General features: G+C 60.8%; 10 protein-coding genes. 9 read left to right on the top strand and 1 reads right to left on the bottom strand.

Translation table 11 applies throughout. The annotated features are described in order from the left end of the window. Positions 1-134 precede the first annotated feature (134 nt). Positions 135-1,238 (bottom strand): citrate/2-methylcitrate synthase, encoded by a 1,104-nt coding sequence (locus D5261_RS01910; protein ID WP_165864014.1) that lies wholly within the window; start codon positions 1,236-1,238, stop codon positions 135-137. 107 nt (positions 1,239-1,345) lie between these two features. On the opposite strand from D5261_RS01910, the gene D5261_RS01905 reads away from it, so the two are divergent. From D5261_RS01905 to D5261_RS01865, 9 genes are all read left to right on the top strand, one after another. Further along, the gene (locus tag D5261_RS01905) at positions 1,346-2,167 is read left to right on the top strand and encodes an MlaE family ABC transporter permease (protein WP_119320264.1); all 822 of its coding nucleotides are present in this window, start codon (positions 1,346-1,348) and stop codon (positions 2,165-2,167) included. Beyond that, positions 2,164-2,988, top strand: coding sequence for an ABC transporter ATP-binding protein (locus tag D5261_RS01900; RefSeq protein WP_119320263.1), 825 nt, complete (start codon positions 2,164-2,166; stop codon positions 2,986-2,988). Before D5261_RS01905 ends, D5261_RS01900 begins: the two co-directional genes overlap by 4 nt. A gap of 14 nt (positions 2,989-3,002) precedes the next feature. Continuing rightward, on the top strand, positions 3,003-4,532 hold the full coding sequence (locus tag D5261_RS01895; RefSeq protein ID WP_119320262.1) for an MlaD family protein: 1,530 nt from the start codon (positions 3,003-3,005) through the stop codon (positions 4,530-4,532). 60 nt (positions 4,533-4,592) lie between these two features. Further along, entirely contained in the window at positions 4,593-5,042 is a 450-nt protein-coding gene (rplI, locus tag D5261_RS01890) for a 50S ribosomal protein L9 (protein WP_119320261.1), read from the top strand. A gap of 73 nt (positions 5,043-5,115) precedes the next feature. Beyond that, positions 5,116-6,588, top strand: coding sequence for a replicative DNA helicase (dnaB, locus tag D5261_RS01885; RefSeq protein ID WP_119320260.1), 1,473 nt, complete (start codon positions 5,116-5,118; stop codon positions 6,586-6,588). A 232-nt stretch (positions 6,589-6,820) separates the two neighbouring features. Further along, positions 6,821-8,125, top strand: coding sequence for a phosphoribosylamine--glycine ligase (gene purD / locus D5261_RS01880; RefSeq protein ID WP_218025522.1), 1,305 nt, complete (start codon positions 6,821-6,823; stop codon positions 8,123-8,125). A 162-nt stretch (positions 8,126-8,287) separates the two neighbouring features. Continuing rightward, positions 8,288-9,697, top strand: a complete 1,410-nt coding sequence (locus D5261_RS01875) for a glycosyltransferase family 4 protein (protein WP_119320259.1) — start codon at positions 8,288-8,290, stop codon at positions 9,695-9,697. After that, complete coding sequence (locus tag D5261_RS01870; protein ID WP_119320258.1) at positions 9,694-10,767, top strand: Gfo/Idh/MocA family protein; 1,074 nt, start codon at positions 9,694-9,696, stop codon at positions 10,765-10,767. Before D5261_RS01875 ends, D5261_RS01870 begins: the two co-directional genes overlap by 4 nt. Positions 10,768-10,788: 21 nt before the next feature. Beyond that, positions 10,789-12,237 (top strand): MFS transporter, encoded by a 1,449-nt coding sequence (locus D5261_RS01865; protein ID WP_119320257.1) that lies wholly within the window; start codon positions 10,789-10,791, stop codon positions 12,235-12,237. Positions 12,238-12,303: the final 66 nt, after the last annotated feature.

Genomic DNA, 12,303 nt, shown 5'->3' with positions numbered 1-12,303 from the left:
TTGATTCCATTTTTGGTTCCAGCGTCCGGCGCGCTCACTGTTACTTGTACGGGGTTGCTTCTGAAAAAGTAAGAAGGGATGCTGTTATAGCGGTTCGTACATCTTTCCAAGGCGCGAAATTGAGGGCGTTCGCCTCAAATCTCTCGTCCTCGCGCGCCCACGTAACTCACCTCTGGATGGATCAGGCGATTGTCTCCGTGCTGCTCGATCATATGCGCGCACCAGCCCGCTGTGCGGCCGGCGGCGAAGAGGGGGGTGAAGAGGTCGGCGGGAATGCCCAGCAGGTGCAGGATGAGGGCGGCGTAGAGTTCGACGTTGACGAACAGTTTGTGGGTGGGTTTGATTTCGGCGAGGACGGCGCTGGTAATGGCGTCGAAATCTTGAACGAATTGGAGGAGCGCTTTTTCTTTGTCGGTTTGCGCAAGTTCTCCGGCGGCTTCGGCGAGGACCTCGGCGCGTGGGTCGCGGACTTTGTAGACGCGATGGCCGAAGCCGAGGATGCGCTTTTTCTGGGCGACCTGCGCGCGGACCCAGGGTTCGATGCGGGATGTCTCGCCGATGGCGAGCAGGTCATGCAGGAGCGGGCCGGGGACGCCGCCGTGGCGCGGGCCTTTCAGGGAGGCGATGGCGGCGGTCAGGGCGCTGACCATATCGGAATCCGTGGAGATGACGCAGCGGGCGACGAACGTGGAGGCGTTCATGCCGTGCTCGCTCATCGTGACGAGATAGGCGTCCAGCGCGCGTGTCTGCGCGATCGTCGGCGTTCGCCCGAGAACGCCATGCAGGAGGAACGCGGCCGTGCTGCGCTCCTCCGGAGCTTCGGGCGGGGTGATCTCGCTAAGACGCAGGCGGTGATGATCGGTGATCATGCCGGCGACGCCGCCGATGAGGGAGATGGCGGTGGCGGCGTTCGTTTCCGAGGGAGAAGGCAGGGCGGCCGCAGCGGCTCGCAGGGCGTCCATGGGATCGGCGGCGACGGCGCGCGACAGAGCGGCGCTTGCGGCGAAGGGAAGCGTGACTGCCTCACGGATCGATGCGGCGAGGGCGTCTCGTCCGGAAGGCGTGGGAAGATCTCCCTGGAACAGCAGCCCGACAATGTCATCGAATGTGACTTTGCCGGCCAGGTCGCGCAGATCGTATCCGCGAATCGTGACGCGCCCGGCGGCGCCGTCGACCTCCGAGAGCGCGGTTTTCGCGAACGCGACTCCCTCCAAACCGCGATAGATATGTGCGCTCATCTGCTTCATTCTCCTGGAAAGACTCACTCGGCGCCTGCCCGCTCACGCCGACTCGCCTTGACTCGTATACCCGATTCAAGTATACTGTACCGGGTTTAATGGGTGATATGGCCGATCAAGCAGCGACGGCTCCGGCGGATGTGGATTCGACGAGGGCGAAGAGCGCGAACATTTTTACTGTCGTGCTGGGGTATATTGGGGAGCTCTCGATACTGCTGGGGCAGACTCTGACGGCGCTATTGCAGGGACGGATCAATCCGCGTGATCTGATCCAGCAAATGGCGTTTTTAGGTGTTCACTCGGTAGCCATCGCATTGCTCACCAGCTTTGCTTCGGGCGCCGTCATCGCTCTTTATTTCTCGCAGTTTTTGAACCGCTATGGCGTCGGTTCGCTGGTCGGCGCGGTTGTGTCGCTTGCGATTTCTCGGGAGCTCGCCCCGGTGCTGACCGGAGTTGTCGTGGCGGCGCGCGCCGGTTCCGCGATCGCGGCTGAGATCGGCACGATGAAGGTCACGGAGCAGATCGATGCGCTGCGGGCGCTTGCGGTCAGCCCGATCGAGTATCTGGTGGTGCCGCGCGTGATCGCTTCGCTGATCATGCTGCCCGCCGTATGCGCCCTGGCCGACGCTGCGGGGATTGTCGGGGGATATATGGTCGCGGTCTACATGGAAGGAATTCCGGCCGCGACCTTTCCGTCGTCAATTTTGCAGTTTTTGGAGCCGTCGGACTTCTATCTGGGCATGGTGAAGACCGTAGTGTTCGGCCTGATCATCGCGCTCGTCGGCTGCCATCAGGGTCTGAGGACCCGGGGCGGCGCGACGGAAGTTGGACAGGCGACTACGAACTCCGTCGTTCTGTCGATCGTTTTGATCTATCTTTCGAACTTCTTCCTGGCGGCCGCCATGTTTACGAAGAGCTCCGGCATATGAGTTTCGACGCCAACAGCGCGGATCCCGCGCAGTCCGAGGAGATTGAGGCGGCGGCCCCGGAGCAGTCGCGGATTGTCGTCAAGGATCTCAAGTACCAGGTCAGCGGCAAGCAAGTGCTGAAGGGGATCGATCTTGAAGTCAACCCCGGCGAGATCCTCTGTGTCATGGGGATGTCCGGCTGCGGCAAGACGACGCTGCTGCATTGCATCGGCGGCCTGACGCGGGCTTCCAGCGGCGAGATCTGGATCGGCGACTCGCAGATCGTCGGCATGGCCGAGGACGATTTGAACCACGTCCGCGAGCGCATGGGCATGGTGTTTCAATACGCCGCCCTCTTTGATTCGCTGACGGTGTATGAGAATGTGGCCTTCGGGCTGATGCGCCGGCGGCGCATGCGCAGCAAGCAGATCCGCGAGATCGTCAGCGAGAAGCTGGCGCTGGTGGGACTGCCGGGCACGGAAAGCCTCCATCCGTCCGAACTTTCGGGAGGTATGGCCAAGCGGGTCGGCCTGGCGCGGGCGATCGCTATGGCGCCGGAAATGCTTTTGTACGATGAGCCTACCAGCGGACTGGATCCCGTGGTGGCGAGCGTGGTCGATGAACTGATCATGCAGATGCGCGATAAGCTGGGCGTCACCAGTATCGTGGTGTCGCACAATATTACGAGTATCTTTCGGATCAGCGACAAGATCGCGATGCTCCACGAAGGGGAAGTGCTGGTCTATGGTTCGCCGGACGAGATCAAATCGTCCAAGAACCCAATCGTCCAGCAGTTCATCCTGGGACACTCTCACGGGCCGATCGAAGTCGCCCACCGGTAGGAACTTTAGGATTCATGCAAACTCAGGGTTACGCCGTCCGAGTCGGAGCGGTCTTGATAGCGTCCATCGCGCTCATCGGTTACCTGTTCAGTTTTTTTGGACATTCGCTTGCCCCAAAGACTTATCTGCTGAATGTCGTTTTCAATGACGTGAGCGGAGTGATCAAGGGGTCCAAGGTTCAAATGGTCGGCGTGGATATCGGGCAGGTCACGGCAATCAATCTGAAGTCGGACAGAGTCCATGTCGATTTGACGCTGGAGATCAAGCAAAAATATAAGATTCCCGCAGGGTCTGATTTTGTCATTTCCACGGGCAGCCTGCTTGGCACGGAAGCCGTGGTCAATGTCGTTCCGCCGACCGGCGCAGAGAGATCGGCCCTGGATATTCCGGAAGGCGCGACTGATTTGCATGGAACGCGCGCGCTGGACCTCCAGTCGACCATGACCAGCGCGAACAAACTGCTGGACCAGCTGACGGTGACCACGGCGAAGGCGCAGGAGATCCTGGAGAAAAGCTCGGCCCTGGCGACTGACCCGAAGCTCCAGGCTCACCTGAGGCAGTCCGTGGCGAACGTGGATCAGGCGACCGCGAACGGGGTGGCGCTGACGCATAAACTGGACGCGTTGATCACGCAGGACAACGAGATGCTGCAAGGCATGCTGGGCGAGACGCAGCGCACCTCGCGCGTAGCGCTCGGCAACATTACCGACACGACGGCGCAGATCAAATACACGACGACGGAAAACCGCGAGAAGATCAACGAGATCGTCGGTAACCTGCGCGATACGACGGCGGCGGTCGAGGGGATCACCTCGCAGGCGAACGACTTGCTCAGCAAGGGCGGCGTCTCGAAGAACCTGAGCGAGATCGTCGCGAATTTGAATGTGACGACGCAAAAACTGGCGCAGATGACGACGGACTTCCAGAAGGTCGCTGGGGACCAGTCGCTCCAGGGCGATCTGCGTGAAACGGTGCATAATGTCCGCGAAACCAGTGAGCAGACGACGATCCTGGTGCAGCGGCTCAACAAGATTCTGGGCGTGAAGGGCAAAAACGCGACCGTGGTGGCGGCGCCCGGCGTCGGCGCCGTGATCGTCGCTCCCGGCGGCGCGCCGAAGGCTCCGCAGGTGGACAGCATTCCGGTGATCCTGCCGCGCGTCGATCTGGAAGTCAACACGCGCGAAAAGCGGTTCCGCTCGGACATCGACGCTTTTGTTCCGTTTGGGGCGTCCAACACGTTCGCGCAGGTGGGCGTCTATGATTTCACGGAAGCCAACCGATTGAACCTGCAGCTGGGCCAGGTGATCGGCAAGCATGGCGGATCGGATTATCGTCTCGGGCTGCATGCCTCCAAACTGGGCGTCGGCGGAGACATTGGACTTGGGCGAGGCGTTTCGCTTTCGGCGGACTATTACGACCCGAACCACGCGCGTTTGGACACGCGTGGCACACTGATGCTGAATCCAAATCTTGGCCTCTTGTTTGGCCTGGATGACGTGACGCATCACACCGGCGCTGTGGTGGGCGTCGAACTTCGGCGTTAGAGCGAACATCGAAATCCGTTCACCGCGCCGCACATTTTAACGAACGATAAGGAAAAGCACATGAAAGTCATTCTCTCGAAAGATATCGCCAATCAAGGCAAGCAGGGCGACGTCGTCCAGGTCAGCGACGGTTACGCGCGCAACTATTTGTTCCCCCGCAGCCTGGCCGTCGCGGCCGTCGGCGGCGCGCTCAAGAACCTTGAGATCAAGAACGCCAACGAGGAGCGCCGCGCCGTGAAGCTGCTTCAAGGCGCCGAAACCGCCGCCGCGCAGCTCGCCGAGAAGACCGTCACCATCTCGGTGAAGGCCGGCGAGAACAGCCGCCTCTACGGCCGCGTCACCGCCGCCGATGTCGCCGCCGCGATCGAGAAGGACCTGTCGGTCAAGCTCGACAAGCGTAAAGTCGGCCTGCTGGAGCCGATCAAGTCGGTCGGCGAATACGAAGTTCCGATCAAGCTGCACCGTGATGTCACCGTACCGATCACGGTGGCGGTTGTCGCTCAAGCCTAACGGCTCCGATTGCTTCGGGGCGCGGCGCCCCGAGCGTCCCGCCTTTTGATGTTTCGTCTCTGAAAGGTTACCTATGGCGGAACGCAACGGCGGCGGATGGAAAAATCGGTCCGGCGGAGATTACGCCAACGGCTCCGGCCGCAGCAACGATGTTGCGTCGGGGCTGGGGGCGTACGTTCCGCCGCAGAATATCGAGGCGGAGCAGTCCACGCTCGGCGCGATGCTCATCGAGCGCACCGCGATTGAGAAGGCGGCGGAAATCCTCGACAAAGAGGATTTCTACCGGGACGCGCACCAGGTCCTCTTCGACGTCATCACCACGCTCACCGAGCGCGATGAACCCGTGGACCTGATCACCGTCCAGGAAGAGCTCAAAAACCGGGACAAACTGGACTCGATCGGCGGGATGAAGTATCTCACCTCGCTGTTCGAGACGACCCCGACCGCCGCCAACGTTGAGTACTACGCCAAAATCGTCGAGGAGAAGGCGATTCTGCGCCGTCTGATCCAGGCGGCCTTTGAGATTATCGGAGCGGCGCGCGGCGAGATCGAAAACATCGAAGAGGTGATCGATCAGGCCGAACGCGCTGTCTTCAGCGTCTCTCAGAATCGCACCACGGCGTACTTCGCCCAGCTGCGCACCCTTCTGCTGTCTGTTTACAGCAAAGCCGAAGAACTGGGAGAGATGAAGCAGACGATCTCCGGACTCTCCACCGGGATCCACGATTTTGACATGATCACGTCGGGCCTGCAAAACACCGACCTGATCATTGTGGCTGCTCGCCCGAGTATGGGGAAAACCAGCCTCTGTCTCTCCATCGCCGAGCATGTCGCCATTAATGAGAATAAACCCGTTGCGATCTTCTCTCTGGAAATGTCCAAAGAGCAGCTCGCGATGCGTATGCTTTGTTCTCAGGCAAAGGTGAACGCGCACAAGCTGCGCACGGGGCATCTGTCCGAGGACGAGTGGACGCAGCTGGCGATGGTCGTTCAGGATATGTACGACGCTCCGGTCTTTATCGACGACGCCACCGAAAGCACGGCGCTGACGATGCGGGCGAAGTGCCGGCGTTTGATGGCCGAGCATGGTCTCGGGCTGATCGTTGTCGATTATTTGCAGCTGATGCGCTCGCACAAGAAGACGGATAACCGCACGCAGGAGATCGGCGAGATCGCGCGCGGCTTGAAATCCCTCGCGCGCGAGCTTCGAGTTCCGGTCATCGCGCTTTCCCAGCTTTCGCGCGCCGTCGAGACCCGCGAAAACAAGCGCCCGATGCTCAGCGACCTTCGAGAATCTGGATCCATCGAGGCGGAAGCCGACATGGTCTGCTTCTTGTACCGCGAAGCGTACTACAAGCTGAAGGAAGCATATCAAGCCGACGAGAACGGCGAACGGCCGGAGCGGGGCGCGATGGAAGAGACGGAAATCATCGTCGGTAAGCACCGTAACGGTCCGACGGGGATGGTCAAAGTCGGATTTATCGCCGACTACGCGAAGTTTGTGGATTTGGAATTGAACCGCGACGACGAGCCGACAGGGTTCTAGCGGCGTAGGCAAGCCTAGCCTTCGGCAAACCCACTCCCGGCCTTCGGCCGACCCCTCCCTTGAAGCAGGGAAGGGTGGCGCGAAGCGCCGGGGTAGGTAGGACACGGGAGAGGTGGCCCGAAGGGCCGGGGTGGGTTTGCCCGAGCCGGGGTGGTCCGAACGGCGGAGTGAGTTTGCCAGGGCTAGATCGGTTTGTGAGACGTTCGCCAATGGTTTTCGAGGTAATGACTGTATGTTGAAAGTTTTAGTGGTCGGCGGCGGCGGCCGCGAGCATGCTCTGGTCTGGAAGCTGGCGCAAAGCCCGCAGGTCAGCCGCATCTACGCCGCGCCCGGCAACGCCGGGATCGCGAAGAACGCCGAATGTGTCCCGATCGCCTCCGATGACATCGAAGCATTGCTGGCGTTCGCCGTGAATAACGGCATCGATCTGACCGTTGTCGGCCCTGAAGTGCCGCTGATCGCCGGAATCGTCGATCGCTTCGAGCAGCAGGGGCTGCGCATCTTTGGACCTGCCCGCGAGCCCGCGCTCATGGAAGGCTCCAAAGCATACGCCAAGGACATCATGCAGCGGTATAACATTCCTACCGCTTCTTATGCTTCGTTCACCTCGGCGGACGCCGCGAACCACTACCTGCACACCCATTTCGCGAATAACCCCACCACCCCCATCGTGATCAAGGCCGACGGCGAGGCCGCCGGCAAGGGCGTCTTTATCTGTCCCAGCGAATCGGAAGCCACGGCGGCGATCCATACCGTGATGGTGGACAAAGCCTTTGGCGCATCGGGCGACAGCGTGGTGATCGAAGAATTTCTCGTCGGCCGTGAAGCTTCGCTGATGGCGTTCACCGACGGAACCAGCCTGATTCCCATGATCCCCGTGCAGGATCATAAGCGCGCATACGACGGCGATCTTGGTCCGAACACCGGCGGCATGGGCTGCTACGCGCCCGTTTCGTTCCTGACTCCGGCGCTCTACGCGCAGGCGGTCGATCAGATTTTGCGTCCCGCCGTGGAAGCCATCCGAGACACGGGCATTCCCTACAAAGGCGTGCTCTACGCCGGAGTCATTGTCACTCCCGAAGGCCAGCTCAAGACCCTGGAGTTCAACTGCCGCTTTGGCGACCCCGAAACGCAGGTCGTGCTGCCGTTGCTGGAGACGGACCTGGTGGACATCCTCCTCGGCGTCACCGACGCGCATTTGGACGAAGTCGTCGTCACCTGGAAGACTCAGAGCGCCGTCTGCGTTACTCTGGCGTCCGGCGGCTATCCCGGCCCCTATCCCAAAGGCATTCCGATCCATGGCCTGGACCAGGTCGCGCATCTGTCCGATGTCGTCGTCTTCCACGCCGGCACGTCGAACGGCCCTGAGGGCGAAGTCGTCACCAACGGCGGCCGTGTCATTACCGTGACCGGCCTCGGCGAAGATTTCTCTCAGGCCCGCGCCCGGGCCTACGCGGCGGTTAAGAACATTTCATTTGAGGGAATGCAGTATCGTACGGATATCGGCCATCAGGCGGAGCCGGCGCGGACGGAGTAAGAAATTCGGATGCTCCCCCGGCCCCCACTGGGGGTGAAAACCATAGATACGTCGGCGTGACGAATATAATCTTTGTTATGTTGTCGATAATATGGTCCGCGCCTCCCGTGGGGGCCGGGGGGCATCCTCAACGCACGAAAGATCGAAGGAGCTCCGCGAACAATGCGCGTTATCATGCTCAGCTGGGAATACCCGCCTAAAATTGTTGGCGGCATTTCCCGTCACCTTTATGACCTTGCCCACGCGCTCAAGGCGCAGGACGTGGAAGTTCACGTCGTCACCTGCGAGCACCCCGGCGCGGCCGCCGAGGCCGTGGAGGATGGGATCCATCTCTATCGGGTTGTCCCGCAAGGCCAGGCGAACGATTTCATTCACTGGGTTCATCTGCTGAACAACGCGATGTTCGCCCGCGCCGATGCGCTCGTTCAGGAGCTGCTGGGCGTGGATTCCGAAGGGAACGCCCTGCCGCCGTCGGAAGACGATCCGATCGTGATCCATTCTCACGACTGGCTGGCGTTCTTTGCCGGCAACGAGCTCAAGTATAAGTATCGTCTGCCCTTCGTCTCCACTATCCACGCCACCGAGTACGGGCGCAACAGCGGAATCAACGGCCCGATCCAGGAGTATATCAACTCCATCGAATCGCGGCTTCAGCATGAGTCCTGGCGCGTGATCGTCTGCACGGAGTTCATGAAGCGCGAGTGCGAAAAGGCGCTCCTCACTCCGTGGGACAAGATGGATATCATCTACAATGGCGTCGACGCCTCCAAGTTCCAATTGCCGGAGTTTTCCGAGGAAGAGCGCGCCGCCTTCCGCGCCCGGTTCGCCGCGCCCGAAGAGAAGATCATCTTTTTTGTCGGCCGCATGGTGCGTGAAAAAGGCGTGCAGGTGCTGATTGAAGCGCTGCCGAAAATTCGATGGGGATATCATGACGCCAAGCTGCTGATCGTTGGCGGCGGGCACAAAGACCACCTCTACAACCTGGCGTCCTACCTGGGGATGGAGCGCCACGTTTACTTCCCCGGCTTCGTGCCCGACGAAGATCTGATGAAGATCTATCAGATCATCGACATCGCCTGCTTCCCCAGTCTCTACGAGCCCTTCGGCATCGTGGCGCTGGAGGCGATGGCGGCGAAGGTTCCCGTGGTCGTTTCCGACGCGGGCGGTCTTCCCGAGGTCGTTCTGAACAATGTGACGGGAATCACGACCTACGCCGGCAACCCAAACTCGTTGGGCGACGGAATTCTCAAGCTGCTGCATGAGCCGGAAACGGCCAAGCGGCTGGCGGAGGCCGCCTTCGCGCGTCTGCAAACGGACTTCCACTGGGATAATATCGCTCGCCAGACTGTTGGGACATACGATCGTGTGTGGAGCGAGTATATTACGAGTCCCTGGTGGCCCGGCAACGACGGCCGCGATTTGACGCCGCCCGTCGCCGCTTCCGCGTCCCCCGCATTCCTGGATGCTGCGGCTCTGGAGCTCGATACGGACGATTCGCATCTCGTGACGGTGGACGACGAGACGGAGATCGTGGAGACAGGCGGCTCGCATATTACCGAGGCGGCCCAATGAGTAATCCCGTGGGCATCGCGATGATCGGGTCGGGCCGGGTCGCGCAGCGGCAGCACTTGCCGTCGTATCAGAAGCTGCAAGCCGAAGGCAAGGTCAAGATTGTCGCCGTGTGCGACATCAATGAAGAAACGGCGCGCGCCGCCGCGTCGGAGTTCAATATTCCGCACGCCTTCACGGACTGGAACGAAATGCTGCGGATGACGGAGATCGATGCGGTCGATGTCTGTACGCCCAACTATCTGCATAAGCAGCCGGTTCTCGACGCTTTTGCGGCCGGCAAGCATGTCCTGGTCGAAAAACCGATCGCCATCAACGCCGCCGAGGGCGCGGAGATGGTGGCGGCCGCCAAAGCTGCCGGTAAGCAGCTGCAAGTCGGCCTGAATTTGCGCTTCGGCGCCGCGCAGCAATCCATCCACCGCTTCATTCAGGATGGCAAGCTGGGCGATATCTACTACACGCGCGTCCACGCGCTGCGCCGCCGGGGCATTCCTTCCTGGGGCGTCTTCACTCAGAAGGACAAGCAGGGCGGGGGGCCGCTGATCGATATCGGCGTCCATATGCTCGATCTCGCCCTCTGGTTCATGGGACATCCGAAACCTGTCTCGGTTTCCGGAGCGACTTATGCGAAGTTCGGTCATCGCAGCGATATCCTGGGGTTGATGGGACAGTGGGATCCGAAGACGTTCAGCGTGGAGGACTTCGCCGTCGGCTTCGTGCGCTTCGAGAACGGCGCGACCCTGACTCTGGAATCGTCGTTCGCGGCGAATCTGGAGCAGAACGAGATGAACATTCATCTCTTCGGCACGGAAGGCGGCGGTCTGCTGGATATCTACAACGCCAAGGGAAATAAGATCTTCCGCGAGGAAAGCGGGACGCTGACGGACACGACGCTGGCGTATCTGACGGACGCATTGACCCACGAGCAAGAGATCCGATCGTTTGTCCAGGCGATCGCCGACGAGACTCCGGTTCTTGCGACCGGGGAGCAGGGGCTGATGGTCACGCAAATTCTCGACGCTCTCTATCAATCGGCCGACACTGGACGGGAAATAATCCTCGCGCGCTCCTAATTGAGACGCCTGGCGCCTATCATGAACTCCGTACCTACGCCATCGCCGGACGAAATTCCGCCATACACCGCCACTCCGCTGCGCAGCTGGGTGATGGCCATTCTCCCCGTTTGTCTAATCGCGCTGTGCGCGGAGCTCGCCACGGCGATTTTGAATAACTCCACGCTGCCGGTCTACTACAATAAGGGGCTGAAGATCGGCACCGACGTGATGACGCTGATCACGATCCCGTTCTTCATCAGCGAAGCGCTGTTCAAATCGCCGCTGGGCGTTTTGGCCGACAAATTCGGGCGCAAGCCTCTTATGCTGGCCGGCTCGCTGGTGACGGTCTTCACGCCGCTGATCCTGATGGCGATTCATTACGATGGGGCGGCGGCCACGGCGGTCGCGGTGATCATCTGCTTCGGATTTCTGCGCCTGCTCGACGGCCTGGGCGGCGCGGCGCTCTGGCCTTCGCTGTTTGCTTATGTGGGCGACACGGTTCCGGAGAATAAGCGCGGCGCGGCGATGGGCCTGCTGAATGTCACTTATATGGTAGGGCTGGCGCTGAGCTTCCTCATCGGCGGCGCGGTGGACGACGCCTTTGGTCCGATCTTCACCGGCGACGCAAGCGTGGGGCAGCAGATGCGCCACGTCGGGCACGCGATCATTGGGCATTGGCGCCATCATGCCCCCGCCCCCGTTGTTGACGCCGTAACGCAGGCCGTCTCTCAGCCCGGCCACTATTTCCCCTCGTTTTATCTGGCGAGCGTGCTGTTCGCCGTCGCGGCGATCCTCTGCGCGACGGGTCTGCATAGCAAGGCGGAGATCCGGGCGGCGGCTCAGACCGAGCATCATGAGGAAGAAGAGCATATCACTTGGGCTCGCTTCGTTCAGGCGATGCGCGCCGTGCCGCAGTTTCTCGCCATCGCCTTCGTGACCTTCGCGGGGATCGGCTGTATCGCGCAATTGGTCAAGATCTTCGCGATGGACGAGTTCCATCTCACGGAAAAAGCGGTGGGCGTGATGGCGTTGTGGCCCATTCTAATTATCGGATGCCTCGCGCTTCCGGTGGGGCACCTTTCGGACTACTGGGGCAAAACGCAGTGTGTCCGACTGGGATTTGTCCTCTGCGCGATCGGGCTCTGGGGCATGCCGATCCTTTATTCGCTCCACGTGCGCGAGATCGGATTCATCGGCTCGGCGGCGGTGATGGGACTAGGCTTTGTTCTTGCATTTCCCGCGTGGAACGCGCTGCTGACGACGCTCGCGGATGCGGACAAGCGAGGGACCGTGATCGGCGCGGTGGCGACGGCGCAAGGCGTCGGCGTTCTGCTCGGCGTGAGCACGGGGGGCATCCTTTACAAGCATGTTTCGCACATCGCGCCGTTCGTCGCGGCCGCGTCGCTGGTGACGATCGGGATGCTGCTTTCCCTGCTCACAATTCGTGAAAGTCAATTGAAGGCATGCCGCCAGAAGACGGTCTTATGAGAAGCAGGTCGAGAGGCGGGTCCTGGTAGTGCTGCGAGTATTAATAAAAATTAGCGCTTGCGGAAA

The organism is Capsulimonas corticalis, from assembly GCF_003574315.2.
Classification (GTDB): domain Bacteria; phylum Armatimonadota; class Armatimonadia; order Armatimonadales; family Capsulimonadaceae; genus Capsulimonas; species Capsulimonas corticalis.
This window is presented reverse-complemented; position numbering and strand designations above follow the sequence as displayed.

Coding starts and splice junctions, on each gene's coding strand:
- rplI (WP_119320261.1), top strand. CDS start 4,593: ATGAAAGTCATTCTCTCGAAAGATATCGCCAATCAAGGCAAGCAGGGC.
- purD (WP_218025522.1), top strand. CDS start 6,821: ATGTTGAAAGTTTTAGTGGTCGGCGGCGGCGGCCGCGAGCATGCTCTG.
- D5261_RS01910 (WP_165864014.1), bottom strand. CDS start 1,238: ATGAGCGCACATATCTATCGCGGTTTGGAGGGAGTCGCGTTCGCGAAA.
- D5261_RS01870 (WP_119320258.1), top strand. CDS start 9,694: ATGAGTAATCCCGTGGGCATCGCGATGATCGGGTCGGGCCGGGTCGCG.
- D5261_RS01895 (WP_119320262.1), top strand. CDS start 3,003: ATGCAAACTCAGGGTTACGCCGTCCGAGTCGGAGCGGTCTTGATAGCG.
- D5261_RS01900 (WP_119320263.1), top strand. CDS start 2,164: ATGAGTTTCGACGCCAACAGCGCGGATCCCGCGCAGTCCGAGGAGATT.
- D5261_RS01905 (WP_119320264.1), top strand. CDS start 1,346: ATGGCCGATCAAGCAGCGACGGCTCCGGCGGATGTGGATTCGACGAGG.
- D5261_RS01865 (WP_119320257.1), top strand. CDS start 10,789: ATGAACTCCGTACCTACGCCATCGCCGGACGAAATTCCGCCATACACC.
- dnaB (WP_119320260.1), top strand. CDS start 5,116: ATGGCGGAACGCAACGGCGGCGGATGGAAAAATCGGTCCGGCGGAGAT.
- D5261_RS01875 (WP_119320259.1), top strand. CDS start 8,288: ATGCGCGTTATCATGCTCAGCTGGGAATACCCGCCTAAAATTGTTGGC.